Here is a 25,227-nt window from a genome sequence, read left to right on the forward strand (position 1 = left end):
CTCCCACACGAGGTTCGCGGTGCGCTTACAAGCGTTCCAGTAGTTCCCTGGCGCGGTTGCCGAAGATATCCAGCAGGTTGGCCAACATATGCGGCGGCGGTTCATCGGCACGGGTCAGGGCGTACAGGGTGATCGGCAGCGGTGGCGTGAGTGTGCGGATGCAGGTGGTGGCCGTTGAGGCGCCCAACGCCGTGAACGGATCGATCACGGTCAGGCCGGCGCCCGATTCGACCATGGCGCGGGCCAGGGAATAGGTTTGCACCGAGATGGTCACGCGCGGTGGCGGCTCGACGTTTTCCAGGTAGCTGTCGAGTTTGGCCGCCAACGGGTCGGCGCTGGACAGACCAATCAGCGGTGCCCCCGCCAGGTCAGCCAGTGGTAAGGGGGTGTGCATTTGTGCGTCGGGCCAATAGCCCTTTGAGGCCAATGCCACCAGCACACCGTTGGCCAGCACCTGTGTGGTCAACCCTGGATGCCCGGAGAAATTGAGGGTCAGCGCCAGGTCGATCTCGCGCATCAACAGTTTCTGCACCAGCTCGCGACTATGGTCGCTGGACAGCTCGCAGGCGATGTCCGGGTATTCGCGTTTCCATTCCAGAATCGCCGGTGGCAGCAGCGACAGCGCCAACGCCGGAATAGCCCCGATCCGCACGCTTTGCTCAGGTGCACGGCGCAAACTCTTGGCCAGGCGTCGCACGCCTTGCAGGCTCTCGGTGACTTTCTCGACTTCGCGTTCCAGCGCCAGGGCTTCAGGTGTTGGCTGCAATTTACCGCGCACCCGCAGAAACAGCGGGAAGCCTAACTGTAATTCGGCGTGTTGCAATACTTTGGTCACCGCCGGTTGCGAGACGTGCAGCAACTGCGCAGCAGCGCTGACGGAGCCGGTCTGGCGGATGGCCTGGAAGATTTCGATATGACGCAAGCGCATGGCAGGTCCATAACCTTTGTTTATAGGTGACCCATCTTTATTCATTGTCGGTGGCCTGTCACCTGCCCCTAGGCTTGGCCTCTCTTAATCAACGGTCGGGGGCTGGCATGGCCAAGCAGGTTTGCATCATCGGCGGCGGGGTCATCGGCTTGGCGAGCGCCTATGCGCTGGTGCGCGCCGGCCATGAGGTGACAGTGATCGACGCACGCGACGCCTTGGGTCGCGAGACGAGTTTCGCCAATGGCGGGCAATTGTCCTACCGCTATGTTGCGCCGCTGGCGGATGCCGGGGTGCCGCTGCAAGCGATTGGCTGGCTGCTGCGGGGGGATTCGCCGTTGAAGCTGCGCCCGCGCCTGGACCCCCAGCAATGGCGCTGGATGGCGGCGTTCCTGCGTGCTTGCCGTGGCTCGGTGAACAAGCGCAATGCGGCCCACCTGCTGCGCCTGGCTTCCCTGAGCCAGGACACCTTGCAGCAATGGCGCGAGCATGATCGCCTGGAGGGCTTCAACTGGCGTCGCAACGGCAAGCTGGTGACGTTTCGTCATGCCGGCAGTTTCGAGCATGCGCGCGGCAAGGTCGTCGATATCCTGCAACAGCAGGTGCTGTCGGCCGTGGATTGCGCGCGCGTGGAACCGGCGCTGGCTGAGGGCGATTTTGTCGGCGGTATCTACACACCGAATGAGGAAGTGGCCGATTGTCATGCCTTCTGCCAACGCCTGGCGGCGCGGCTTGATGCGTCGGGGCGGTGCCGCTTTTTGTTGGGCCGCAAGGTCACCGCGATTCGCCATGCCGGCGGCGCGGTGCAGGCCATCGAGGTGGGCGATGAGGTGATGCCGGTGGAGCATCTGGTGCTGGCGGCCGGGCATCGCAGCGCTGAACTGGGCTTGCCAGGGTTGTCGCTGCCCCTTTATCCGCTGAAGGGCTACAGCCTTAGCGTACCGATTGGCGCGCAGCACCAGGCGCCAAAGGTGAGCATCACGGACTACGACCGCAAGATGGTCTACGCGCGTATTGGCGAGCAACTGCGGGTGGCGGCCATGGTGGATATCGTCGGCTTCGACGCCGGCCTTGAGCCCAAGCGCCTGGCGCTGATGAAGCGCCAGGCGCTCGAGACATTTCCTATGGCCGGCGACTATGCCCAGGCGATTGAATGGGCCGGCATGCGCCCGGCCACGCCAACCGGTGTGCCGCTGATTGGCGCCAGTGCCTACCGCAACCTGTGGCTGAACCTGGGCCACGGCGCCCTCGGCTTTACCCTGGCATGCGGCAGCGGCCAATTGCTGGCCGAGCTGATCGACCAACACCTTCCTTCCATTGATATGCAGGGCCTGGCGCCCCGCGCCGCTTGAGGATGCACCGATGACCATCAACCGAATCAGCAGCAATGAGCGTCTCTCGGGTGCCGTGACCTACAAGGACCTGGTATTCCTCTCCGGCCAGGTGCCGGGAGACGCCCAGGATGTGGCGGGCCAGACTCGCGAGGTGCTGGCCAAGATCGATGCGCTGCTGGCTGAAGCAGGCAGCGACAAGGATCATCTGCTCAACGCGACCATCTACCTGAAGGATATCGCGCAAGGGTTTGCGCCGATGAACACGGAGTGGTCCGCGTGGCTTTCGCCAGGCATGGCGCCTACCCGAACCACCCTGCAAGCGGAACTGGCACGCCCTGACGTGCTGGTGGAAATCAGCGTGATTGCAGTACGTCAGTAACTCAAAGACCAACGGAGCATAACAATGAGAACAATCCTGTTGACCGGTTGCACCCTGGGGCTTTTGTTCGGCGCACAGGTTCAGGCGAACGAACCGGCGCTGGGCGGCACGCTGAGCAAGATCGCCAGTGCCAAGTCCATCACCCTGGGGTACCGCGACGCCTCGGTGCCGTTTTCCTATGTGGGTGACCACAGCGGCAAACCCATGGGCTATTCGGTGGACCTGGCGAGCAAGATCGTCGAGCGCGTGCAGCAGAAAACCGGGGTTGCCGACCTCAACGTGAAGTACAACCTGGTGACCTCCCAGACCCGTATCCCGCTGGTACAGAACGGCACCGTCGACCTGGAATGCGGCTCCACCGGGGTGACCGCCGAGCGGCAGAAGCAGGTGGCGTTTTCCTATGGGTTTATCTACGTGAAGGGCCAATTGCTGACCGCCAAGGACAGCGGCATCAACGGTTTTGACGACCTCAAGGGCAAGAACGTGGTCACCACCGCCGGCACCACCAATGAGCGCTTTCTCAAGAGCTACAACGCCGAGCACAAGAGCAATATGTTCGTGATCAGCGCCAAGGACCATGGCGAGGCGTTCAAGATGCTCGAGACCGGCCGCGCAGTGGCGTTCTATATGGACGACGCATTGCTTTATGGCGAGCGGGCCAAGGCCAAGGACCCGCACAACTGGGTCGTGGTAGGCAAAGAGCAATCGCGGGAAATCTACAGCTGCATGGTGCGCAAGGATGATCCGCAGTTTCTCGCGGTGGTCAACGAAACGCTGGGGGACTTGTACCGCTCGGGGGAGATCAATGGGATTTACCAGCGCTGGTTTGAACAGCCGATTCCGCCCAAGGGCTTGAACCTGGAATTCCCGATGACCAGTGAGCTGAAGGCGATCATCGCCAAGCCGGTCAGCGATCCGGTGGAGTGATCACCGCATCCAAATGTGGGAGGGGGCAAACCCCCCTCCCACATTTTTGATTGGGTTCGCAATGGGGGGTTAGAAGTCGCCCCACAACTGCTGGGCGACCGCCAATGCGACCACTGGCGCGGTCTCGGTGCGCAACACGCGTGGGCCGAGGCGGGCGGCATGGAAGCCGGCGCCTTGGGCAGTGTCGACTTCGTTGTCGGTCAGCCCACCCTCCGGCCCGATCAAAAACGCCAGGCTCCCAGGCTTGGCATGGCTGATCATCGGCTCGGCCACCGGGTGCAGCACCAGCTTCAGGTCCGCCTCGACCTGCTTCAACCAGTCCGCCAGCAACAACGGTGGATGAATCACCGGCACCGTCGAACGCCCGCATTGCTCACAGGCGCTGATCGCCACCTGGCGCCAGTGCAGCAGGCGTTTGTCGGCGCGTTCGTCCTTGAGGCGCACTTCGCAACGCTCGCTGAAAATCGGCGTGATGGCGTTGACCCCCAGTTCGGTGGCTTTCTGGATCGCCCAATCCATTCGCTCGCCTCGGGATAAACCCTGACCGAGGTGGATATGCAGCGTCGATTCGCTCTGCCCGGCAAAGCTTTCGGTCAGTTGCACGGTGACGCGTTTTTTTCCGACCTCCAGCAGCGTGCCACGAAACTCCTGGCCGGAGCCGTCGAACAATTGCACGGCGTCACCTTCGCCCATGCGCAGCACGCGGCTGATGTAGTGCGCCTGGGCTTCCGGCAGTTCATGGTCGCCGAGGCTCAGCGGGGTGTCGGTGAAAAAACGGGACAGTCTCATTTCTGTTCTCTGGAAAAGTGTTCTGTAGGCGCGAGCTGGCTTGCTCCCGTTCGACTGCACAGCAGTCGCCGGCTGTTGGGGCGCTTCGCACCCCAGGGGGAGCAAGCGCCCTCGCCACAGGAAGCCGGCTCCTGCAGGGGCGCGGGATGATCAGCCCGGATCACGAAAACCTGGGTGGAAGTCCTTCGGCACCGCCACACTGACCTGGCTGTTGGTCGCGATATCGATGCCCTCGCTGGCGACTTCTGCCAGAAAGTCGATCTGCTCCGGCGTGATCACATAGGGCGGCAGGAAATACACCACGCTGCCCAGCGGCCGTAACAGCGCGCCACGTTCCAGAGCATGTTCGAACACCTTGAGGCCACGGCGTTCCTGCCACGGGTAGGCGGTCTTGGTGGCTTTGTCCTGGACCATCTCGATGGCCAGTACCATACCGGTCTGGCGCACTTCGGATACGTGCGGGTGGTCGACCAGGTGCGCGGTGGCGGTGGCCATGCGCTGGGCCAATGCCTTGTTGTTCTCGATGACGTTGTCTTCTTCGAAAATATCCAACGTCGCCAATGCTGCCGCGCACGCCAGCGGGTTGCCGGTGTAGCTGTGGGAATGCAGGAAGGCGCGCAGGGTCGGGTAGTCGTCGTAGAAGGCCGCGTAGACGTCTTCGGTGGTCACCACCGCCGCCAGCGGCAGGTAGCCACCCGTGAGGGCCTTGGACAGGCACAGGAAGTCCGGGCGGATGCCGGCCTGCTCACAGGCAAACATGCTGCCGGTGCGACCGAAGCCCACGGCGATTTCGTCGTGGATCAGGTGCACGCCATAGCGGTCGCAGGCTTCGCGCAGCAGCTTGAGGTACACCGGGTGGTACATGCGCATGCCACCCGCGCCCTGGATCAGCGGCTCGACGATCACGGCGGCGACGGTGTCATGGTTGTCCGCCAGGGTCTGCTCCATGGCCAGGAACATGGTGCGCGAGTGCTCTTCCCAGCTCATGCCGGCGGGGCGCAGGTAGCAATCCGGGCTGGGCACCTTGATCGTGTCCAGCAGCAGCGCCTTGTAGGTCTCGGTAAACAGCGGCACGTCGCCCACCGACATCGCGGCGATGGTTTCGCCGTGATAGCTGTTGGTCAGGGTCACGAAGCGCTTTTTATTCGGCAGGCCGCGATTGAGCCAATAGTGAAAGCTCATCTTCAGGGCGACTTCGATACACGACGAACCGTTGTCGGCATAGAAGCAGCGGGTCAGGCCTTCGGGCGTCATCGCGACCAGGCGTTCGGACAGTTCGATCACCGGCTGGTGGCTGAAGCCGGCGAGGATCACGTGTTCCAACTGGTCGACCTGGTCCTTGATGCGCTGGTTGATGCGCGGGTTGGCGTGACCGAAGACGTTGACCCACCAGGAGCTGACGGCGTCGAGATAGCGCTTGCCTTCGAAGTCTTCCAGCCACACGCCTTCACCGCGCTTGATCGGGATCAGCGGCAGTTGCTGGTGGTCTTTCATCTGGGTGCAGGGATGCCACAGCACCGCGAGGTCGCGTTGCATCCACTGGTTGTTCAAGCCCATCGGGTTATCTCCTCGAAGCGGTCCTGCAACTGGCGCAGGTGAAACAATCGCGCAAGCCTATGCAATGGGCGGGTTTGTCACAACCTGTTATGTATGAATTGGCAGTAAACGCAGGACGGTCTGTCACGTTTCTTCTGGATAGTCCTTAATCCTTGGTTAATTTACTCTTCATACCCTCAAGATCGTATTTCTCGATATTTCAAAGCAAAATTTTCCGCTTTAATTCGATAGGTAAATCGCTAGTCTTGGGCACAGTTCTTACGGGATTAAGTACATGCAGCTACGTAACTCTCCGGCCCGATACGGCTGGGTCAGTATGATTTTGCACTGGGGCGTGGCCCTGGTGGTGTTTGGCCTGTTCGCCCTGGGCTTGTGGATGGTCGGGCTCGACTACTACAGCGCCTGGCGCAAAGACGCGCCGGACCTGCACAAGAGTATTGGCATCACACTGTTCGCCATCATGCTGGTACGTATCGTCTGGCGTTTGATCAGCCCGCCGCCGCCACCGTTGGCCAGCTACAGCCGCTTGACTCGTATCGGCGCCGCGTTTGGCCACGCGTTCCTGTATATCGGCCTGTTTGCCGTGATGATTGCCGGTTACCTGATTTCCACCGCAGACGGTGTCGGTATCCCGGTGTTTGGCCTGTTCGACATTCCTGCCGTGGTTTCCGGTCTACCGGACCAGGCGGACACCGCTGGCGTGGTGCACCTGTACCTCGCCTGGGTGTTGGTGGTCTTTGCCGGCTTGCACGGCGTGGCTGCTTTGAAACACCACTTTATCGATCGTGATGCGACCCTTAAGCGAATGCTGGGGCGCAAAGCCTGATGTTCAACCTCGACTCACAAGGAATAGAAAGCATGTTGAAAAAGACACTCGCCGCGCTGGCAATCGGTTCTGCTCTGCTGTCGGCAGGCCAGGTGATGGCCGCTGATTATGTTGTCGACAAAGAAGGCCAGCACGCCTTCGTTGATTTCAAGATCAGCCACTTGGGCTACAGCTACATCACCGGTACCTTCAAGGATCTGGACGGCAAGTTCAGCTTCGATGCCGCCAAGCCTGAAGACAGCAAGATTGAGTTCAATGTCCGTACCGCCAGCGTGTTCACCAACCACGCCGAACGTGACAAGCACATCTCCAGCAAAGACTTCCTGGACGTGGGCAAGTTTGCCGATGCCAAGTTCGTCTCCACCAGTGTTAAAACCACCGGTAAAAATGCTGCAGGCCAAGTCACTGCTGACGTGACCGGCGACCTGACGTTTCACGGTGTGACCAAGCCGATCGTCGTCAAGGCGACTTTCCTGGGTGAAGGCAAGGACCCATGGGGCGGCTACCGTGCTGGCTTTGAAGGCACCACCAGCTTCAATCGCCAGGACTTCGGCAAGCAGATGGACCTGGGCCCAGCGTCCAACACGGTTGAACTGTACGTCACGTTTGAAGGTGTGAAAGCGAAGTAATTTTCGCCTCGCATACAAAAATGCCCCGCATCTTTGGATGCGGGGCATTTTTTATGGTGCTTTGAAACTCAGCGGTTGCGGGTCAGCAGCGCTGGTTTTTCACCACGAGGACGGCCTGGCAGTTGATCCAACTGCTCCGGTGTCGGGAAGCGGTCGGCTTTCGACTCCTTGTGGATGATCTTTGGCGCCGGGCCACCGCGTGGGTTCTGCACGGCGGGTTCGGACAAGCGTGGCTGGTCGTCACGGGCCGGGCGGCGATTGTTGCTGCGCGAATCTTCGCGACGCGCCTGGCCATCACGGGGTGCGCCATTACGCGGGCCGCTGCGCTTGGCCGGTGGTGTGCCGGTGGTGCCGCCGCTGCTGTTGCGAGGGCCGTTCTGACGACCGCCCTGCGGCTGGCCGCCACGTGGAGCACCAGCGCCAGCACCTTGTGCCGGTGCGCCTGGACGACGGCCACGGCCCTGGGCCGGTTTGGCCTGGGGCACGTAGTCGACGCGGTTACCGAAGTTATCCACGTCGTCATCGAGGAACTCGTCCGGGGCACGATCGGATGCGGCGCGTGGTGGCTGGCTCGGCTGGCGCTGTTCGCGGGCCGGGGTGCCTTCACGGGGTTTCTGCTCGCGGGCCGGGCGTTCGCCACGGCCGTTGGTTGGCGCTTTTTCCTTGCCGCCCTTGTCCTTGCCCTTGTCACGACGGCCACCGCCACCACCGCCGCCGTTCGGGCCATCGCCCTTCGGACCGCGTGGGTTGCGTGGGTTACGCACGTCCGGACGCTCGCGTACTTCAGGCTTTTCAGCCTCGACGGCGCTGGCATCGAAGCCCATCAGGTCGCCATCGGCGATTTTCTGCTTGGTCATGCGCTCGATGCTTTTCAGCAGTTTTTCTTCGTCCGGTGCGACCAGGGAAATGGCCTCGCCCGAACGACCGGCGCGGCCGGTACGGCCGATACGGTGCACATAGTCTTCGTCGACGTTTGGCAGTTCGAAGTTGACCACGTGGGGCAACTGGTCGATATCCAGGCCGCGCGCGGCGATATCGGTGGCTACCAGGATGCGTACTTCACCGGCCTTGAAGTCGGCCAGGGCCTTGGTACGCGCGTTCTGGCTCTTGTTGCCGTGGATGGCGACGGCGGTCAGGCCGTGCTTGTCCAGGTACTCGGCCAGGCGGTTGGCGCCGTGCTTGGTGCGGGTGAACACCAGGACCTGTTCCCACGCGCCGTGGGTGATCAGGTGCGCCAGCAACGAACGCTTGTGGCTGGCGGCCAGGCGGAACACGCGCTGCTCGATACGCTCGACCGTGGTGTTCGGCGGCGTGACTTCGATGCGTTCCGGGTTGTGCAGCAGCTTACCGGCCAGGGCGGTGATGTCGTTGGAGAACGTTGCCGAGAACAGCAGGTTCTGACGTTTGGCCGGCAGGCGGGCGAGGACCTTCTTCACGTCATGGACAAAGCCCATGTCGAGCATGCGGTCGGCTTCGTCCAGCACGAGGATTTCCACGTGGGACAAATCGACGCTGCCTTGGCCGCACAGGTCAAGCAAGCGACCTGGGCAGGCGACCAGCACGTCGACACCGCGGGACATGGCCTGAACCTGTGGGTTCATGCCGACGCCGCCGAAGATGCAGGCGCTGACGAACTTCAGGTCGCGGGCATACAGCTTGAAGCTGTCATGCACCTGGGCGGCGAGTTCGCGGGTAGGGGTCAGGACCAGGACGCGCGGTTGGCGCGGGCCGTGACGCTGGGATTTGTCCGGATGACCGTTGGGGAACAACCGCTCCAGAATCGGGAGGGCGAAGCCGCCGGTTTTACCAGTACCTGTCTGAGCCGCAACCATCAGGTCGCGACCTTGCAACACGGCGGGAATGGCCCGCTGTTGCACCGGAGTAGGCTCGGTATAGCCCGCTGCCTCGATGGCGCGGACTAAAGCCTCGGAGAGACCGAGGGAAGCAAAGGACATGAGTAATCCTGTTTTAGTTAGGGCTTGGCCCAAAGGGATAATCTTGCCGGGCGTGAATGGCGCTTAGGGGAGCGCAATCCCGTCCGGTCCTGCTGCGTCTGGCGGGCACTCCACCGGCTCGCGCGGGCTTGAAAGCTGCGCAGTAGCGGGGTTGGGTGCCTTTTTCAAGACCTCAGCGGCCGGGCGTAAGCCTGGCGGGAAGGCCGGAGTATAACAGAGCAATCACCGCGCGCTGCTTTCCTGCTGCTCAACGGTGCGTTCAGGTGCCGTAATGGCAGCGTTTTTGGCATGGAGGCCGCCGTATTTGGCGCTCAAGGCAGTGTAGGCCGGCTCTTGTTTGAAGCGTTTGAGCTCGGCGGCAAAGCGTTGCACCAGCAGGTCCATGCCCGCGCCACGGCGCACGGCGAGGAATTGCTGTTGGCGGCTGACCACCAGGGGGGCCTGGCTGACCTTGCCCTCCAGGCCCAGTTGCTTGATCACATGCTGACCCACTCGGCTGTCGGTGATCAGCAGATCGATGCGCCCCAGCAACAATTTGCCGAAGTTGGCTTCATGGCTGGGAGCCGGTTCGCGGGTGAACAGGCTGGAGTCGGTGAATTCGGTGCCATACAGATAGCCCGGCGAGGTGCCGACCGTCCGGCCGCGCAGGTCATCGAGGGTCTGGGCCGGGTAAGGGCGTTCGTTGGCGTAGAACAATACGAATTCCACTTCCGACAGGGGCTCGCTGGGATACAGCAGCAGTGCGTCGCGGTCGTGGCTGTGGAAAATATCCAGCGCGCCGTCGGCATGGCCCTGTTCGAGCATGGCCAGGCAGCGCTTCCAGGGCAGGAATTGCCATTCAACATCGACGCCCAGGCGCTGGAACACGATCACCGTGGTTTCGTAGTCCAGTCCGCGCATGGCCCCGTTATCGTCGTACACATAGGGCGCCCATGGCTCGGTGACAATGCGCAGTTTCTCGCCATAAGCGGCCAGGCTCAGGCAAGTCAAGAGGGCAACGGTCAACAGCTTGGGGATGACGGACATACCCGGAGGTTACGACGCTCCTGCGCTAAAGAGAAGCTCTGGCGCAAGCTTCTGCGGGCGCTGCTACTTGGCCGGCGAGGTCATCAAGTGTTCGTAGATCGCGGCGCGTCGAGCGCCGAGAATCAGGCGTACCACCGGGTTGGCGAACCAATGCTCCAGCTGGTGGGCATCGATCGGGCGTTTCTGCCGCTCTTCCTGGTTCTGCCGGGCCTTGTCCCACCAAACCGGGCCGCAAGCCTGGTCGAATTCGTTCTCATGCTCGTAGCAGCCATAGAGGATTTCGCGGATGAACTGCTGCTGGTGCTTGGGCAAAAGCAGGGTGATCAGCTTGTACATCAGGCGCTGCACGCGAGGCGGGCGCGGCAGGTGCGCCGAGACCTGGCGAGTATCGGCCAGGGCCAGCGCGCTGGTGGGGGCGGCTGCGTGCTTGGCGATCCACGCCTTGACCTTGGCGCGAAACAGTTGCTTGCGGCTCCAGTAATGGTGGATCAGGTCCGGGCACTCGCGCACGTTGACGGTGCGGTAGGCGGCGATCGACAGGCAGAACTCTTCCAGGGTGTAGGCGCCCTGGGCGTGGGGGAACAGTTCGTCCATCAACGCAATGGAGCGATCGAGGATATGCGCGTCCTGTTGCGTCAGGCCCATGACCCCGGAGTTGAGGGTCATCATGTCATCGTCGGCCACGCCCATGTCCAGCAGGCGCTGGTGCAGCGCGGTGTAGAGGACGCTTTCGTGGTTATCGCCATACCGGGTGTAGAACGCGTTGCACAACAGCGTGCCGGGTTGCACGCGCTCGAACAGGTCCATGGGCGAATGGTGGAAGAAGGTGTCGGTGTCGATCAGGATCGCCAGCGGCGACTCTTCCAGCACTTGGCGCAGCGCCACGTGCTTGGTGCGGAAATGATAGCCGTGGGGCTCGCTCCAGCGTTTGCGCGTGGCCTCGTCCAGCGGGCGCACCCGCACCGGCAGCAGGCGATAGGGCTGTGGGTTGTCGCTGAATACCTGGATGTCCACGGCGGCGTCCGGGGTTTCCTGCAGAAACGCCAGTGCGCTGGCGATACTGAATACCGCCTCCTGGTGGTAGGTCTCGGAGCCAAAGACCAGGTAGACCAGTTGCGGGCGGGAAGTCGTGGGCGCTGTATTCATGAACTGCTGGGTTCCGTAGGCATGTAAAACGACAAAGGCCCTCGTAGAAACGAGGGCCTTGGCACAGCCGGACAAGCTTTAGCGTGGCAGCTTGAGGTTGTTCCAGATGGCAAGGCTGGGTTCAGCCTGGTTCAGGGTATAGAAGTGCAACCCTGGCGCGCCACCTTGCAACAATTGTTCACACATCTCGCTGATAACCTGTTCGCCGAACGCCTGGATGCTCTTGACGTCGTCGCCATAGGCTTCCAGTTGCTTGCGTACCCAGCGTGGAATCTCGGCACCGCAGGCGTCGGAAAAACGCGCGAGCTTGCTGTAGTTGGTGATCGGCATGATGCCGGGCACGATCGGGATGTTCACACCCATGGCCCGTACACGCTCGACGAAGTAGAAGTAGCTGTCGGCGTTGAAGAAGTACTGGGTGATCGCACTGTCGGCGCCAGCGTTGGCCTTGCGCACGAAATTCTGCAGATCATCTTCGAAATTGCGCGCCTGAGGGTGCATCTCCGGGTAAGCCGCCACTTCGATATGGAAGTGATCGCCGCTTTCCTCGCGGATGAAGCTCACCAGGTCATTGGCGTGGCGCAGCTCACCGCTGGCCATGCCCATGCCGGAGGGCAGGTCGCCACGCAGGGCGACGATACGCTTGATGCCGGCTTGCTGGTATTGGGTCAGCAGGCTGCGCAGGTCGGCCTTGCTGTCGCCCACGCACGACAAGTGCGGGGCGGCGGGAACTTTGACTTCGCTTTCCAGCTGCAACACGGTGTTGATCGTACGATCACGGGTCGAGCCGCCGGCGCCGTAGGTGCAGGAAAAGAAGTCGGGGTTGTAGCTGGCCAACTGCTTGGCAGTCGCCATCAGTTTTTCATGCCCAGCATCGGTCTTGGTGGGGAAGAACTCGAAGCTGTAGCGACGGTCTTGGGACATGGTCATACCCTTTGAAACTCAGAAGCGTGCAACCCACCTGCACTGTAGGAGCGAGCTTGCTCGCGAAGAACGTCAACGATAACGCGTGCATTCAGGATGAACGCGGTGCCTTTGAGTTTTTCGCGAGCAAGCTCGCTCCTACAGGTACAGCAGGTCGGGCTGGTTACTTAGTAGCGGTAAGCGTGCGGCTTGAACGGACCTTCGACGGTCACGCCGATGTAGTCGGCCTGGGTCTTGGTCAGTTGAGTCACCACGCCGCCGAAGCCGCGGACCATTTCCAGGGCCACTTCTTCGTCGAGTTTCTTCGGCAGTACTTCCACGGTCAGGCGCTCGGCTTTCTGGGCTGGCGACAGGTCGGCGTACTTCTGGCCGAACAGGAAGATCTGCGCCAGTACCTGGTTGGCGAACGAGCCGTCCATGATGCGGCTTGGGTGGCCGGTGGCGTTGCCCAGGTTAACCAGGCGGCCTTCAGCCAGCAGGATCAGGTAGTCGTCGTTCTGTGGGTCGAAAGCGCCAGCGCCGGTACGGTGAACCTTGTGTACCTGTGGCTTCACTTCTTCCCATGCCCAGTTCTTGCGCATGAAAGCGGTGTCGATCTCGTTGTCGAAGTGACCGATGTTGCACACCACGGCGCGCTTTTTCAGGGCCTTGAGCATGTTCGAATCACAAACATTCACGTTGCCGGTGGTGGTCACGATCAGGTCGATCTTGCCCAGCAGGGCCTTGTCGATGCTCGCTTCGGTGCCGTCATTGACGCCATCGATGAACGGCGAAACCACTTCGAAACCGTCCATGCAGGCTTGCATGGCGCAGATCGGGTCGACTTCGGAAACCTTGACGATCATGCCTTCCTGACGCAGGGACTGGGACGAACCCTTGCCCACGTCACCGTAGCCGATCACCAGGGCTTGCTTGCCCGACAGCAGGTGGTCGGTGCCGCGCTTGATGGCATCGTTCAGGCTGTGACGGCAGCCGTACTTGTTGTCGTTCTTGCTCTTGGTCACCGAGTCGTTGACGTTGATGGCCGGGATTTTCAGCTCGCCCTTGGCCAGCATGTCCAGCAGGCGGTGCACGCCAGTGGTGGTTTCTTCGGTCACGCCGTGGACGCGGTCGAGGATCTGCGGGTACTTCGTGTGCAGCAGCGCGGTCAGGTCGCCGCCGTCGTCGAGGATCATGTTGGCATCCCATGGCGCGCCATCTTTCAGGATGGTTTGCTCCAGGCACCACTCGTACTCTTCTTCGGTCTCGCCTTTCCAGGCGAATACCGGGATACCGGCGGCGGCGATGGCGGCAGCGGCCTGGTCCTGGGTCGAGAAGATGTTGCAGGACGACCAACGCACTTCGGCACCCAGGGCAACCAGGGTTTCGATCAGCACGGCGGTCTGGATGGTCATGTGGATGCAGCCGAGAATCTTCGCGCCCTTGAGCGGCTGCTCAGCGGCGTACTTGCGACGCAGGCCCATCAGGGCTGGCATTTCGGATTCGGCGATAAAGGTTTCGCGACGACCCCAGGCGGCGAGGGACATGTCGGCGACTTTGTAGTCGGTGAAATCTGCAGGCGTAATTACAGCGCTCATGAAGAGCCTCCATTCGTAGTGTGCGAATGGGCGCCGTTGTGCGTTTAGTATCAGGCCAGGACAACCAGGCCGGACAACGCCCCATCCGAGCCTGACAGGCCTAGCCTGCTGCAGCGCCCCTCGGACAGGTGGCGGGAGAACGGTATCAACTGAAGATGACCGTTTTGAAGCGGGGGCGATTATAGCCGTGTACGCGGCACTTCCCAAGCCTTTCTGTCGACGACATGAAGATCGCTCATCGGCTTGATAGGCAATGGCGCATAGAGCTTGGGGGCAGGCTCTGCCATGATGTTGCCCATCATTTCGCCACGCGCTTTGGAGTGACCATGAACTTTCACACCCGCAAATGGGTAAAACCTGAAGACCTCAACCCCAACGGCACCCTGTTCGGCGGTAGCCTGCTGCGCTGGATCGACGAAGAAGCAGCCATCTACGCGATTGTCCAGCTGGGCAACCAGCGTGTGGTGACCAAGTACATCTCCGAAATCAACTTTGTCAGCGCCTCGCGCCAGGGCGACATCATCGAATTGGGCATCACCGCCACCGAGTTCGGCCGCACCTCCATTACCCTGACCTGCGAAGTGCGTAACAAGATCACCCGCAAAAGCATCCTGACCGTGGAAAAAATGGTCTTCGTCAACCTCGGCGAGGACGGTTTACCCGCGCCCCATGGCCGTACCGAGATCAAGTACGTCAAGGACCAATTCCAGGAAGACGGCATCAAGAATTAATCCTGCGGGTGGCAGTGAACGCTCTTGATAGGCGATAGGTCGTACCTGAACACCGCCCCCTCGTTCAGGTATCACCATGGCCACCCAAGAAGACGGCAAGACCCCCAACCTGTCGCAGGAAGAACAGCACGACGTCGACAAAAACCAACCGCCCCGCGCAGCGGTGCTGCACGAAATCATCCGTACCCAGGGCGACCAGGAGCTGGAGCGAAGTGTCGCTGCCTTGTGGTGGTCGGCGCTGGCCGCCGGGTTGACCATGGGGCTGTCGTTGATGGCCATGGGGCTACTCAATTCCCGCCTGCCGGACGGCGAGGCGTTCAAGGTGATCGCCAGCTTCGGTTACTGTGCGGGCTTTCTGGCGGTGATTCTTGCACGCCAGCAGTTGTTCACCGAAAACACCCTGACCGCGGTGTTGCCGGTGATGAGCAAACCTACATTGGCCAACGCCGGACGCTTGTTGAGGTTGTGGAGCGTGGTGCTGGTGGGCAACCTGTGCGGCACTCTGCTGGTGGCCTACGTGATGCTGCACCTGCCGATCTTCGATACCAAGACCGACCATGCTTTCCTTGAAATCGGGCGCAAGATCATGGAAAACGATGCCGGCCAGATGTTTGCCAAAGGCATTGTTTCCGGTTGGATGATCGCGACCATGGTGTGGATGATTCCGTCCATGGAAAGCGCCAAGATGTGGATCATCATCCTGATCACCTACCTGATGGCCTTGGGCGATTTCACTCACATCGTCGTGGGCTCGGCCGAGGTGTCCTACCTGGTGTTCGCCGGTGAGCTGCCGTGGAAGGATTTCTGGCTGGTCTTCGCCGGGCCGACCCTGGCCGGCAATATCATTGGCGGCAGCTTCATCTTTGCGCTGATCAGCCATGCGCAGATTCGCAGTGAAAGCAGTTTGCCGGGCAAAAAGGCTGCGGACCCCAGGCATCCGCAGCAGATTGACAAGGGTCAGTGAGTGTCGGGCGTGGCCTGGGGTTCGCCCTCGGTCACGCGCTTGACCAGCTTGCCGATGCTCAGTCCCTGCAACAGGATCGACGACAGCACCACAATGTAGGTGATGCTCAGCAGCAGGTCGCGCTCCGGGCCCAACGGCAGGGCCAGCGCCAGCGCCACCGAAACCCCACCGCGCAGCCCGCCCCATGTCAGGATGCGAATAGTCCCGCGAGGTACCGTGCGCCAGCGCCGTAGCAGCAGGATCGCCGGGGCCACTGTCAGCAGGCGCGACAGCAGGATCGCCACCGCCAGCAAGCTGGCCGCGAACACATGCAGCCAGTTGAACGGCAACAGCAACAACTCCATGCCGATCAACGCGAACAGCAGGGCGTTGAGCATGTCGTCGAGCAACTCCCAGAAACCGTCCAGGTAGCGCCGGGTCATATCGTTCATCGCCAGCTTGCGGCCCAGGTTGCCGATGATCAGGCCTGCCACCACCATCGCAATCGGTGCCGAGACGTGCAGTTCGGTGGCCATCGCCGAGCCACCGATCACCAATGCCAGGGTCAGCATCACTTCGATCTGGTGCTGTTCGATGCTCTTGATCATCAGGTAGACCAGGTAACCGATCAGCCCGCCAAACACCACGCCGCCGATTGCCTCATGGGCGAACAGCATCGCGGTGGCGCCCACGGTGGGCGTCTCGCCCAACTGTGCGATACCCAGCAATACGGTAAACACCACTACGGCTGTACCGTCGTTGAACAGCGACTCGCCGACGATCGTGGTTTTCAGTGGTTTCGACGCATTGGCGGTACGCAGCACGCCCAGCACCGCAATCGGGTCGGTGGGTGAGATCAGCGCGCCGAACAGCAGGCAGTAGAGGAAGCTCACGTGCCAGCCGAACAGGGCGAAGATGTAGTACGCCAGGCTGCCGATCACCCCGGTGGCGATCAGCACGCCAAAGGTCGCCAACAGGCCGATGGGCCAACGGTAGCTGCGCAGGTCGTTGAGGTTCACGTGCAAGGCGCCGGCGAACAGCAGGAACGACAGCATCCAGTTCATCAGCAGGTCGCCGAAGTCGATCTGGCCAATCAACTGCTGGATACGTTCCTCCAGGCCCGGGTAGCCGAGCACGCTCAGGCCTTGCAGGATCAGCGAAAACAGCAGGGCGGTGACCATCACGCCAATGGTGGGCGGCAGGCCGATAAAACGGAAGTTCACATAGGTGAGCAGGGTGGTGAGGCAAATGAAGGCGGCGACAAGTTCAAGCATCCGGGGTCCTTGGGGAGGTGGGAGAGGGGATTCAACTGGGCAGATGCAGGCGCGGCAGGTGCGCCGAGGCGGCGTTTAGTATAAACAGGCGTTGATACATCACGAATCAATTAAGGAGATTGCATTGGTAGCGACAGCTCTGGTGCTGGTAGCGGCGCTGTTGCATGCGACCTGGAACACCTTGATCAAGTTCAGCGGCGAGCGCCTGCTTGTGATCGCTTGCATGGACACTGTGGCCTTGCTGTTTGTGGTGCTGGCGGTGGGGTTTGTGTCGGTGCCGCCGCTGGACATCTGGCCGTGGATCATCGCCTCGGCGCTGTTTGAGCTGCTCTACCGTTATCTGCTGATTCAAGCTTATCGCGTCGGCGACCTGGGGCTGGTCTATCCGCTGATGCGTGGCCTGTCGCCCCTGGTGGTACTGGCGTTGACTCTGGTGTTCGCCGGTGAAGTGCTGAGCACCCAGCAAATCCTCGGCATCCTGCTGATCCCGTTCGGCATGCTGTGCCTGCTATGGCAGGGCGGTGGTGGCGACCGTTTGCCCTGGTCGATGTTGCCGGTAGTGGCGCTGATCGGCCTGTGCATTGGCTGCTATACCTTCCTGGACGGCCAGGCATTGCGGCGCTGGTCACACCCGCTGGATTACCTGGTGTGGCTGACGCTGATCAGCGCCTGGCCATTCCCGTTGCTGGCGGTGGTACGCAAGCGCGCGGCGTTCAACCTGTTTTGGCGCACCCAATGGCGGCTGGGGTTGAGCGTGGGGTTCTGCGTATTGTTGAGCTACGCTCTGGTGCTCTGGGCCATGCAGTTGGGCTCGATTGCCGAGGCTGCCGCGCTGCGGGAAGTCAGCGTGATCCTGGTGGTGTTGTTCGGCATGCGTTATCTGAAAGAACCTTTCGGCCGGCCACGGCTCATAGCCTGTGGGTTGGTGCTGATCGGCATGTTCGTGATGAAGCTCTAACCGTCGGATAAAACCAAAAAAGGAATGAGTGATGACAGCGGCTTTCTGGTGTGTGTTGATTGCAATCTTTCTGCCGTACCTGTGCACGGGCGTCGCCAAGTTCAGTGGCGGCAAGTTCGGCCTCAGGCAGAACCACGACCCGCGCGCTTTCCTCGATACCCTCGAAGGCTTTGCCAAGCGTGCTCACAGTGCGCAACTCAACAGCTTTGAAGTGACCCCGGCGTTTGCCGCGGCGGTGATCATTGCGCACATCGCCGGTACGGCGTCGCTGGTGACCATCAACGTGTTGGCGGTGCTGTTTATCACCAGCCGCCTGCTGTACATCATCTGCTACCTGGCGGACTGGGCGATATTGCGTTCGTTGGTGTGGACGGTGGGCATGGTGCTGATTGCGAGTTTCTTCTTCGTCTCGATCTGACCTGGCTTCGCGGGAGCACGCTTGTTCCCGCTGGCGTGCGTAGCGCTCCCAAAACCGCTGGGGCCGCTACGCAGCCCAACGGGAGCAAGCTTCCTGGCCACAACGGCCGGTTTCATCGTTGACGGTCAGTGGCTGTCAGCTGCCGGCGGGCGCATCCGGTACCTGCGGTAACGCTGCGCCTTTGGGCCACAGCATCCAGATCTGCCCCTGCTGCTTCATGTTGCCGGCCAGCTCGCCCGCGGCATCGCCCGTGCCCCAGAACAAGTCTGCCCGCACCTCGCCGGTAATGGCGCCGCCCGTGTCCTGGGCCGCCACGGGCCTTGTGATCGGTGAGCCATCGGGCTTGGTGGTCGACAGCCACAACAGGCTACCGAGTGGGATCACCTTGCGATCCACCGCCACGCTGTAGCCGGCGGTCAATGGCACATTCAGCGAGCCGCGTGGGCCTTCGTTGCTGTCGGGGCGGGCGCTGAAGAAGACATAGCTGGGGTTGCTCGCCAGCAGCTCGGGAATGCGCTGCGGGTGTGCCTTGGCCCAAGCGCTGATGGCGCCCATGGTCACGTCTTCTTTTTTCAGTTCGCCTTGTTCCACCAGCCAGCGGCCGATAGGGCGATAGGGGTAGCCGTTCTGGTCGCCGTAGCCGACGCGTAGTTGACGACCGCCAGCCAGCTGGATACGGCCGGAGCCCTGGATCTGCAGGAATTGCAGGTCCATCGGGTTGGTCAGCCAGGCGATCGGCTTGGCGCTGGAGCCTTGGCCATTGATCGTGCTGGCATCGTCATAGGGCTTGAGCACGCGACCTTCGAGGCGGCCGCGCAGGCGCTTGCCCTTGAGTTCGGGGTAAATGCTTTCCAGGTTGACGATGATCAGGTCATCCGGCACGCCGTACACCGGCACATGGGCGCTGGCGGTCTGGGTCAGGCTGCCGGGGTAGACCGGTTCGTAGTAGCCGGTGATCAGGCCGTTCGGGCTATTGTCCGCCGAGCGCAGGCCGAACACATCCAGGCGCTCCTTGAGGAAGCCGCGGATTGCCACGGCATCACCCGGCACTGCGGCCGCCGCCGTGCACGTGGCGCCCCACACAGGGTCGGCCTTGAGACGCTGGCAGGCGCTGCGCCAGGATTCAAACCCGGCCAGCAGGTCGCTGTCGGACACCGCCGGCAACGCTTCCCACGGTGCGTTCACGTAGGTGGCTATGGCATGGGGTTTTACGGTTTCATCTTTGCCGGCATCTTTGCCCGCGTCGCAGCCGGCCAGCAGCGCGATCATCGGTAGAGCCCACGCCAGGCGGCGGCTCCAGGGTTTCAAGGTGACATTCATAGGGGTAATTCCTGAAGCGATTGCCTGCGCCATCGCGCGTTGGGGCAACCCTTATTGTTAATAGGGCTATTGGTCTTTTCGGGCGGGGCGAGGATACTGGCCGCCGTTTTCCGTGACCGTGAGCCACCATGACTTTTAAAAAATTGACGGTTGTATTGCTGGCCTGCCTGGCCTTGTCTGCCTGTGGCGGCGTTGACCCCAACTCCCCCCTGGGCCAGCGCAAGGCGATCTTCAAGCAGATGCTCAAAACCGGCGAAGACCTGGGCGGCATGTTGCGTGGGCGCATCCCGTTCGACGGCGCAAAGTTCGCCGAAGGGGCGGTCAAGCTCGATGCCCTGTCCCATGAGCCGTGGAAGCATTTTCCGAGTGTGCGCGAAGAAGATCACACCAGCGCAAAGGACGATGTCTGGCAGCAGCAGGCACGTTTCCAGGAGCTGGCGCGCAACCTTGAAGCGGCCACCGGTGAATTGGTGATCGCCAGCCAGGTGCAGCCTTACAAGGCCGCCAACCTGGGGCCGGCGGTGCAGAAAGTTGAAGATGCCTGCAGCGCTTGCCATAAACAGTTCCGAGACCACTGACCGATTTTACTGGTCGAGCTCTTCCACGGCGTCCTGCAGGTCTTTGCGTGACTGGGCAAGCTTGTCCTTGCGCTTGTTGATCTTGTCCGCGTCACCCTTTTTCATCGCTTTGTCGAGGTCGGCCTGACGACGGCTGACTTCGTGCTTGGCGTCGAGCACCTTGTTTTCGCGTTCCTTCTTCAAGGCGGCGTCGTTGCAGTTGGCGGTGACTTCAGCCAGGGCTTTTTCCAGGCCGGCCTGTTGTTCGCTGTTGCCATGGGCCTTGGCCTGTTCGATCTGGGTGCTGATGGCCTGGCGCTTGGCGGCGCAGCCGGTCAGGGGTTGCGTGTCTTCGGCCGCCAGCGATGGCGTGGCCATGAAGCTTGCGACGGTCAACAGGGCAAGGGGGGCTAGAAATTTCATGTGGAGCTCCAAGGTCGCAATCGGATGGCAGGGTGAATTCTGCCGTGGTTTAAAGGTGGCCGGGCCGGTTCAAAACCCGTCTATCCCGGCCACGCGGAGTGTCTCAGCCAACGCCTGGACTTGTGGGTCGTGAAAAAAAGCGCTCAATTGCGCTGCGCGACCCGGGCCAATGCCATCGATGGCCTGCCAGGCTTGGGTGTCCCGGGCGACCAGCGTCTGCCAGCCGCCTTCCAGGTTATTGCGTGCCACGGGCGGTACACCCAGGGCTTTGAGCCATTGCGCGAAAGGCCGTTGCCGCGCGCTGCGAATGCTGTCGAGCAGTCGCGCACGGCTGCGATCGCCGAAGCCATCAATGTTAGCAAGCTCTGCCGCATCCAGGGTTAACCAATCGAGAAAGCCAGCGATTAGACCGGCCTGGATCAATACGTTCCAGGTCTCGCGGCCCAAATGCGGTAACGCCAGGCCCTGGTTGCCGCTCAGCCAGGTCAGGCGCGCGAGCAATTGTTCTTCGCAGCCGGGGTCGAGTTGCCAGCAGCTCAGCGCGTGAAAATCCCGGGCATGGGGCACGGCCATGGCGACTCGGGTTTCGTTGCGCAGGATGACTTCGTCCAAGCGTGGGATCACTTGGCCGGCGAGGCTGATGGAAACCTGGTCGCCGGGGCGGATGTCCAGCGCTTGCCAGCGTTTCAGGGAGCCGACGCTGACCCGGCTGATCTGCCGGTCGTCCAGCCGCACCGGCTCGAGTTCCAGCAACGGCGTGATGCGCCCGGTGCGGCCGATCTTGAACTGCACGTTGCGCACCAGCGCCAGGGCCTTGGCTGCGGGGTATTTCCAGGCGACTGCCCAGTAAGGCGTACTGACCTGCCAGCGTTCGGCGGGGGCGCGCACGGCCTGGTGCAACACCACGCCGTCGCTGGCGAACGGCAGTGGATGGGTATACCAGTGGGTGCGCCAATGGGCGGCTTCGGTGAGGCTCTCGACGGGGTGGCTGTAGTCTTGGCTGTCCGTGAACCCCCAGCGCGCCAGGGTAGCCAGGCGTTCGGTAAAGTCCTCCGGACCCTCGGGCCAGGCCCAGACGAACAGGCCGATTCCGGCTGCATCGGCGTCGCTCAGCTGGCGACGGTTCATCAGCCCGGCCACTTTGCTGCGGGCATTGAGCCCACCCTGTGCCGATTGCACGTGGTCGTCGAGACGCCAGTAGAGCTCGCCCTGCAACACCAGGTCGATGGGTTCAGGCAAGCGTTGGACGATGGCCGGGATCCTGCTGGAAGAGGCTGACCAATCCTGGCCGAGTCGGCCGTCACCGCGGCTGATGACTTGGCTCAAGTGGCCCTGGCGGTACACCAGCGTGACGGCAACGCCGTCGACCTTGGGTTGAATCCAGACATCCTGGCGCACGCGCAACCATTCGCCAACGGCCTGTTCATCCAGCAGTTTTTCCAGGCCCGTATGGGCAATCGGGTGCGGCACGGTGCCGCGTGAACTGGCCAGCGGTTTGTCTGTGGTCGCCGCGGAGGGGGAGACGCATTGGCGCCAGTTGGCCAGGCGCTGGCGGGCCTGGTCGTAGAGCTCATCGCTGATGGGCGAATGGCCGAGTCGATGGTAGCTGTCATCCCACAGGCGAATGTGTTCGGCGAGGGTATTGACCTGCGACCTGGCTTCATCGGGGCATTCATCTGCCCAACACAAAATGGGCAGAGCACTGACTAGAAGAGTGATCACTGAACGCATCATGAGCATCCTTGCTCGAAAAGGGCGCCCAGCCTAAATGATCCTCTCTTCCACAAAAAAGCCCCGGCAGTGCGGGGCTTTTTACCGGGTGTTTCCAGTTACTTGAACAAACCACCCAAGGCTTTCACGGCGTCCGGCTTATCCGCCTTGGCTTCCTGGTTTTGCTGCTTGGCGTCGGCTTTGGCTTGGGTTTCAGCGAGTTTGTTGCAACCTTTGTTGACCTGGTCTTGTGCGGCTTTGAATGCCTTCACTTTCATGGTGTCTTTGCTGGCTTCGGCCGCATCGATTTTGGTTTGCAGGTCTGCGGCTTGCTTCTGGCAGTCGCCGGCATTGCCACCCAGTTGGGAGGTCAGGGCGCCACTCAGGGCGCTCAGGTCGGCGGCGTGGGCCGGCAGGGCGAGCAGGCTGAGCAGAAGGGCGGCGGGGACGAGCGTGGAGATGCGCATGAAAAACCTCAATGTTCGATTGCCTGCGCACTTATCTATCCCGGGCTGGCGCAGTGCAATATCCAATTAAGGTGGAGGGCCCGAGAGGGCGCGGATTCTAGTGGGCCATTATTTGGCCTGCAAGCTTTGGATCCAAAAAATGTGAACGTCACCGCGATTCACCCGACAATAAAAAGCCCCGCCGGGAAAACCCGGCAGGGCTTTGGATGACGCGAGCGATTACAGGCCGGCAGCAATGCGCAGGTCGTTGGCGCGGTCGGTCTTTTCCCAGGTGAAGGTGGTGAAGGTGTCGTCGCCGACGGTCTTCTGCGCAGGGGTACGACCGAAGTGGCCGTAGGCTGCGGTTTCCTGGTACATCGGGTGCAGCAGGTCGAGCATGGTGGTGATCGCGTAAGGGCGCAGGTCGAAGATCTCGCGCACCAGTTTGACGATCTTGTCATCGCTGATCTTGCCGGTACCGAAAGTGTTCAGCGAGATCGACGTAGGCTGGGCCACGCCGATGGCGTAGGACACCTGGATCTCGCAGCGCTCGGCCAGGCCGGCGGCGACGATGTTCTTGGCCACGTAGCGACCGGCGTAGGCCGCGGAACGGTCAACCTTCGACGGATCTTTACCGGAGAACGCGCCACCGCCATGCCGGGCCATGCCGCCGTAGCTGTCAACGATGATCTTGCGACCGGTCAGACCGCAGTCGCCGACCGGGCCACCGATGATGAACTGGCCGGTCGGGTTGATATGGAACTGGGTGTCTTTGCTCAGCAGTTCGGCGGGCAGCACGTGCTTGACGATCAGTTCCATCACGCCTTCGCGCAGGTCGGCGTAGGAAACGTCCGGGTTGTGCTGGGTCGACAGGACGACTGCGTCGATGCCGACCACCTTGCCGCCTTCATAACGGCAGGTCACCTGGGACTTGGCGTCCGGGCGCAGCCAAGGCAGCAGGCCGGATTTGCGCGCTTCGGCCTGACGTTGCACGAGCTGGTGCGAGAAGGTGATCGGTGCTGGCATCAGCACGTCGGTTTCGTTGCTGGCGTAGCCGAACATCAGGCCCTGGTCGCCGGCACCCTGATCTTCAGGCTTGGCCCGGTCGACGCCCTGGTTGATGTCAGGGGACTGCTTGCCGATGATGTTCATCACGCCGCAGGTAGCGCCGTCAAAGCCGACGTCGGAGCTGTTGTAGCCGATGTCGGTGATCACGTCACGAACGATCTGCTCCAGGTCAACCCAGGCGGTAGTGGTCACTTCGCCAGCGATGATCGCTACACCGGTTTTCACCAGGGTCTCGCACGCCACACGGGCGAACTTGTCTTCAGCAATGATGGCGTCCAGTACCGCATCAGAAATCTGGTCGGCGATTTTGTCCGGATGCCCTTCAGACACGGACTCGGAGGTGAAAAGGGAGTATTCGCTCATCTCGATGTTTTCCTGATATTTACCGATGGTGAGTGTCGCCAGCCGGTCGCTGAAAATGGCGGACCTGAATCTGGAAACCATTACGTAAACCTACATAGAGGCTTTCCCCGGGAACGAGCCCCGCAGCGGTGGCCCAACGGGCCAGGTCGTCCTGTTCAAAACCCAACCAGAGATCACCGCAGGCCTCCCTGGCCCAATTCTGGTTGTGGCTGCATAAATCTGTAACCAGCAGGCTACCGCCGGGTTGCAGCAAGTTCGCCATCTGCTTGAGGGCGTCGGCGGGGGCCGCGAAATGGTGCAGGACCATGTTCAGCACCACGCAATCGGCCTTCAGGCCCGTATGAGTCAGCGCGTCGGCCAACTGCAGGCGGACATTGCCCAACGCCTCGCGCTCGCAGAGCTGGCGTGCCAGCTCAAGCATTGCCGGGCTGTTGTCCAGCGCGGTGACCTGGCCGAAACGGCGCGCCAGTTCTGGCAGAAAGCCGCCATCCCCAGGCCCGACTTCCAATGCCGTGGCCTCATGACTGAAGCTCAGCTTGTCCAATAGCGCCAGTACGCTTTCGCGATATTGGGGCAAACCGGCGATCAGGTCCTGCTGGGCACGAAACTTCTCGGCAACCCGCGAGAAAAAGTCCTGGCTGGCCGCAGCGCGTTGTCCGTGTACCTGGCCGATGCGTGATTGCACGTCGTTGGGCAGGTTGAGGCTGTCCACTTCGTCGAGCAGGGCGGCATGAAGCTTTCCGCCGAGCACGTCGGAGTGGGGCAGGGCGCGGCGGTAAAAAATCGCATTGCCTTCGCGGCGGGTGGCTACCAGGTCGGCCTGGGCCAATACCTTCAAGTGGTGGCTCATGCCGGACTGGCCAATGGCGAAAATCTGCGCCAACTCCAGTACACCGAAAGAGTCGTTGGCCAGTGCGCGCAATACGTTCAGGCGCAACGGGTCACCAGCGGCCTTGCACAAGGCTGCCAGGTCATCGCCGTCGTCAGGACGCAGGGAGGGCACGGGTAGGTTCATAAGGCCA

The 25,227-nt window shown here is 61.7% G+C and carries 25 protein-coding genes and 1 riboswitch; of the genes, 10 read left to right on the forward strand and 15 right to left on the reverse strand.

Annotated features, from left to right (window positions below):
- Nucleotides 1-25: 25 nt before the first annotated feature.
- A complete protein-coding gene (locus AC1Q6I_RS00460) occupies nt 26-928 on the reverse strand; it encodes a LysR family transcriptional regulator (protein ID WP_102623705.1) in 903 nt (300 codons plus the stop codon).
- Between the two features lie 107 nt (nt 929-1,035).
- Here AC1Q6I_RS00460 and AC1Q6I_RS00465 point away from each other — a divergent pair, with 107 nt between their 5' ends.
- The 3 genes from AC1Q6I_RS00465 to AC1Q6I_RS00475 are packed head-to-tail and all read left to right on the forward strand — an operon-like array spanning nt 1,036 to nt 3,565.
- Nucleotides 1,036-2,277 (forward strand): D-amino acid dehydrogenase, encoded by a 1,242-nt coding sequence (locus AC1Q6I_RS00465; RefSeq protein ID WP_102623704.1) that lies wholly within the window; start codon nt 1,036-1,038, stop codon nt 2,275-2,277.
- Nucleotides 2,278-2,287: 10 nt separating this feature from the next.
- Nucleotides 2,288-2,638 (forward strand): RidA family protein, encoded by a 351-nt coding sequence (locus AC1Q6I_RS00470; protein WP_024077871.1) that lies wholly within the window; start codon nt 2,288-2,290, stop codon nt 2,636-2,638.
- 24 nt (nt 2,639-2,662) lie between these two features.
- A complete protein-coding gene (locus tag AC1Q6I_RS00475) occupies nt 2,663-3,565 on the forward strand; it encodes a transporter substrate-binding domain-containing protein (RefSeq protein WP_024077870.1) in 903 nt (300 codons plus the stop codon).
- A gap of 69 nt (nt 3,566-3,634) precedes the next feature.
- Here AC1Q6I_RS00475 and AC1Q6I_RS00480 read toward each other — a convergent pair whose 3' ends face one another.
- Both AC1Q6I_RS00480 and AC1Q6I_RS00485 read right to left on the reverse strand, forming a co-directional pair.
- Entirely contained in the window at nt 3,635-4,354 is a 720-nt protein-coding gene (locus AC1Q6I_RS00480) for a 16S rRNA (uracil(1498)-N(3))-methyltransferase (RefSeq protein WP_024077869.1), read from the reverse strand.
- A 150-nt stretch (nt 4,355-4,504) separates the two neighbouring features.
- Nucleotides 4,505-5,911, reverse strand: a complete 1,407-nt coding sequence (locus AC1Q6I_RS00485) for an adenosylmethionine--8-amino-7-oxononanoate transaminase (RefSeq protein ID WP_024077868.1) — start codon at nt 5,909-5,911, stop codon at nt 4,505-4,507.
- A gap of 274 nt (nt 5,912-6,185) precedes the next feature.
- Here AC1Q6I_RS00485 and AC1Q6I_RS00490 point away from each other — a divergent pair, with 274 nt between their 5' ends.
- Nucleotides 6,186-6,737, forward strand: coding sequence for a cytochrome b (locus AC1Q6I_RS00490; protein ID WP_024077867.1), 552 nt, complete (start codon nt 6,186-6,188; stop codon nt 6,735-6,737).
- 32 nt (nt 6,738-6,769) lie between these two features.
- The gene (locus AC1Q6I_RS00495) at nt 6,770-7,366 is read left to right on the forward strand and encodes a YceI family protein (protein ID WP_041161044.1); all 597 of its coding nucleotides are present in this window, start codon (nt 6,770-6,772) and stop codon (nt 7,364-7,366) included.
- A gap of 68 nt (nt 7,367-7,434) precedes the next feature.
- On the opposite strand, the gene rhlE2 is transcribed toward AC1Q6I_RS00495, so the two are convergent.
- The 5 genes from rhlE2 to ahcY form a co-directional block, all read right to left on the reverse strand.
- Complete coding sequence (gene rhlE2 / locus AC1Q6I_RS00500) at nt 7,435-9,321, reverse strand: RNA helicase RhlE2 (protein ID WP_069077190.1); 1,887 nt, start codon at nt 9,319-9,321, stop codon at nt 7,435-7,437.
- A gap of 222 nt (nt 9,322-9,543) precedes the next feature.
- On the reverse strand, nt 9,544-10,347 hold the full coding sequence (locus tag AC1Q6I_RS00505) for a substrate-binding periplasmic protein (RefSeq protein WP_102623703.1): 804 nt from the start codon (nt 10,345-10,347) through the stop codon (nt 9,544-9,546).
- 63 nt (nt 10,348-10,410) lie between these two features.
- Entirely contained in the window at nt 10,411-11,493 is a 1,083-nt protein-coding gene (locus AC1Q6I_RS00510) for a hypothetical protein (RefSeq protein ID WP_024077863.1), read from the reverse strand.
- A 78-nt stretch (nt 11,494-11,571) separates the two neighbouring features.
- On the reverse strand, nt 11,572-12,417 hold the full coding sequence (gene metF / locus AC1Q6I_RS00515) for a methylenetetrahydrofolate reductase [NAD(P)H] (RefSeq protein WP_069077461.1): 846 nt from the start codon (nt 12,415-12,417) through the stop codon (nt 11,572-11,574).
- Between the two features lie 167 nt (nt 12,418-12,584).
- On the reverse strand, nt 12,585-13,994 hold the full coding sequence (ahcY, locus tag AC1Q6I_RS00520; protein ID WP_069077187.1) for an adenosylhomocysteinase: 1,410 nt from the start codon (nt 13,992-13,994) through the stop codon (nt 12,585-12,587).
- Between the two features lie 21 nt (nt 13,995-14,015).
- Nucleotides 14,016-14,122, reverse strand: a riboswitch (S-adenosyl-L-homocysteine riboswitch).
- Between the two features lie 198 nt (nt 14,123-14,320).
- Here ahcY and AC1Q6I_RS00525 point away from each other — a divergent pair.
- On the forward strand, nt 14,321-14,725 hold the full coding sequence (locus AC1Q6I_RS00525) for an acyl-CoA thioesterase (protein WP_041161043.1): 405 nt from the start codon (nt 14,321-14,323) through the stop codon (nt 14,723-14,725).
- 76 nt (nt 14,726-14,801) lie between these two features.
- Nucleotides 14,802-15,689, forward strand: a complete 888-nt coding sequence (locus tag AC1Q6I_RS00530; protein WP_024077859.1) for a formate/nitrite transporter family protein — start codon at nt 14,802-14,804, stop codon at nt 15,687-15,689.
- Here AC1Q6I_RS00530 and AC1Q6I_RS00535 read toward each other — a convergent pair.
- Nucleotides 15,683-16,942 (reverse strand): cation:proton antiporter, encoded by a 1,260-nt coding sequence (locus AC1Q6I_RS00535; protein ID WP_024077858.1) that lies wholly within the window; start codon nt 16,940-16,942, stop codon nt 15,683-15,685. The two genes, AC1Q6I_RS00530 and AC1Q6I_RS00535, sit on opposite strands and share 7 nt — an antisense overlap.
- Nucleotides 16,943-17,066: 124 nt before the next feature.
- On the opposite strand from AC1Q6I_RS00535, the gene AC1Q6I_RS00540 reads away from it, so the two are divergent.
- Both AC1Q6I_RS00540 and AC1Q6I_RS00545 read left to right on the forward strand, forming a co-directional pair.
- Nucleotides 17,067-17,900 carry an EamA family transporter gene (locus AC1Q6I_RS00540; protein ID WP_024077857.1) on the forward strand — a complete coding sequence of 278 codons (834 nt, stop codon included), beginning with the start codon at nt 17,067-17,069 and terminating at the stop codon, nt 17,898-17,900.
- A gap of 31 nt (nt 17,901-17,931) precedes the next feature.
- A complete protein-coding gene (locus AC1Q6I_RS00545; RefSeq protein ID WP_024077856.1) occupies nt 17,932-18,318 on the forward strand; it encodes an MAPEG family protein in 387 nt (128 codons plus the stop codon).
- A gap of 135 nt (nt 18,319-18,453) precedes the next feature.
- On the opposite strand, the gene mltA is transcribed toward AC1Q6I_RS00545, so the two are convergent.
- Nucleotides 18,454-19,638 carry a murein transglycosylase A gene (gene mltA / locus AC1Q6I_RS00550; RefSeq protein ID WP_102623702.1) on the reverse strand — a complete coding sequence of 395 codons (1,185 nt, stop codon included), beginning with the start codon at nt 19,636-19,638 and terminating at the stop codon, nt 18,454-18,456.
- Nucleotides 19,639-19,766: 128 nt separating this feature from the next.
- On the opposite strand from mltA, the gene AC1Q6I_RS00555 reads away from it, so the two are divergent.
- A complete protein-coding gene (locus AC1Q6I_RS00555) occupies nt 19,767-20,216 on the forward strand; it encodes a c-type cytochrome (RefSeq protein WP_024077854.1) in 450 nt (149 codons plus the stop codon).
- Nucleotides 20,217-20,222: 6 nt separating this feature from the next.
- On the opposite strand, the gene AC1Q6I_RS00560 is transcribed toward AC1Q6I_RS00555, so the two are convergent.
- The 5 genes from AC1Q6I_RS00560 to AC1Q6I_RS00580 form a co-directional block, all read right to left on the reverse strand.
- On the reverse strand, nt 20,223-20,618 hold the full coding sequence (locus tag AC1Q6I_RS00560) for a DUF1090 domain-containing protein (RefSeq protein ID WP_024077853.1): 396 nt from the start codon (nt 20,616-20,618) through the stop codon (nt 20,223-20,225).
- A gap of 69 nt (nt 20,619-20,687) precedes the next feature.
- On the reverse strand, nt 20,688-22,349 hold the full coding sequence (ligB, locus tag AC1Q6I_RS00565) for an NAD-dependent DNA ligase LigB (RefSeq protein WP_371858335.1): 1,662 nt from the start codon (nt 22,347-22,349) through the stop codon (nt 20,688-20,690).
- A 98-nt stretch (nt 22,350-22,447) separates the two neighbouring features.
- Nucleotides 22,448-22,795: a hypothetical protein gene (locus AC1Q6I_RS00570; protein ID WP_024077851.1), complete on the reverse strand. Its 348-nt coding sequence runs from the start codon at nt 22,793-22,795 to the stop codon at nt 22,448-22,450.
- A gap of 219 nt (nt 22,796-23,014) precedes the next feature.
- A complete protein-coding gene (gene metK / locus AC1Q6I_RS00575) occupies nt 23,015-24,205 on the reverse strand; it encodes a methionine adenosyltransferase (RefSeq protein WP_024077850.1) in 1,191 nt (396 codons plus the stop codon).
- Between the two features lie 19 nt (nt 24,206-24,224).
- Nucleotides 24,225-25,220, reverse strand: a complete 996-nt coding sequence (locus AC1Q6I_RS00580) for an ArsR/SmtB family transcription factor (RefSeq protein ID WP_102623701.1) — start codon at nt 25,218-25,220, stop codon at nt 24,225-24,227.
- Nucleotides 25,221-25,227: the final 7 nt, after the last annotated feature.

It is taken from the genome of Pseudomonas sp. MPR-R2A5 (assembly GCF_058793055.1).